This is a genomic window from Mesorhizobium sp. M1143, assembly GCF_040318435.1.
GTDB lineage: Bacteria > Pseudomonadota > Alphaproteobacteria > Rhizobiales > Rhizobiaceae > Mesorhizobium.
In genome coordinates, this window is the sequence record NZ_JAMYMJ010000184.1 from 1 (window position 1) to 1,066 (window position 1,066).

1 protein-coding gene is annotated in these 1,066 nt (G+C 61.3%); it reads left to right on the top strand.

Annotation, left to right across the window (positions count from 1 at the left end; genetic code table 11):
* On the top strand, positions 1 to 990 hold a 990-nt coding region (locus tag NKH35_RS31820), incomplete at its 5' end, for a type IV secretory system conjugative DNA transfer family protein (protein ID WP_352917579.1).
* Positions 991 to 1,066 lie beyond the last annotated feature (76 nt).

Sequence of the window (1,066 nt, forward strand, 5' to 3'; positions counted from 1 at the left end):
GAACGACCGATGTCGCTCTATCTAGTGGTGCCGCCATCGGATATTTCGCGCACCAAGCCACTGGTGCGACTGGTGCTCAATCAGATCGGCAGGCGACTGACGGAGCGGCTGGAAGGTGACCCGAAGAAAAGCCGCAAGTACCAACTGCTCATGATGCTAGACGAATTTCCGGCTCTTGGTCGCCTCGACTTCTTCGAGACCGCGCTCGCCTTCATGGCGGGTTACGGCATCCGCGCCTATCTGATCGCGCAATCCTTGAACCAGATCTCCAAAGCCTATGGCGAGAACAACGCCATTCTCGACAATTGCCATGTGCGCATTGCCTTTTCCTCCAACGACGAGCGCACGGCCAAACGCATATCGGATGCGCTCGGTACGGCGACGGAACTCAGGTCCATGCGCAACTACGCCGGCCACCGGCTGGCTCCCTGGCTTTCGCACGTCATGGTCAGTCGCCAGGAGACTGCTCGCCCGCTGCTGACGCCTGGCGAAGTGATGCAGTTGCCGCAAGCTGACGAATTAATCCTTGTTTCCGGGTTGCCGCCGATCCGCGCCCAGAAGTTGCGCTATTACCAGGATCCGAATTTCACCGAACGGGTGCTGCCAGCGCCGGTGCTGCGGGAGGGTCTTTACGCGGATTGTCCTGCGTCGCGCCCGGACGGTTGGAGCGGACAGGTCCGCAGTGTTGACCGCCGTCTCGCTGCCGATGCCGAAACCGCCAGCGCGGCAATCGAAGAAGAGGGCGGCGTGCAACAGCAGCGTCATCCAGGCCTGCCTGAAGAACACGTCGTCGTCTCTCAGGAGCCAGATCAAGACGACCTCTTCAATCTGGCGGACGATGACGCCGAGGCACTCGCCGACAAGCGCGTCATGGACCGGGTTTCCACCGCGTCTAGCGCCTACGGTATCAACGAGGGAAGGGGCGACGACAAGGACATCATCCCGGCTTCTAAGCGCTTCCGCAGCTCAGGCGTATCTCGGCGTAGATAACGCCCATAAGCGATTTTGCGGATCTCGACGATGTTCGTTGCCGCCGCCGGCGCATCCGCGCCGGCCAGTCGGAACG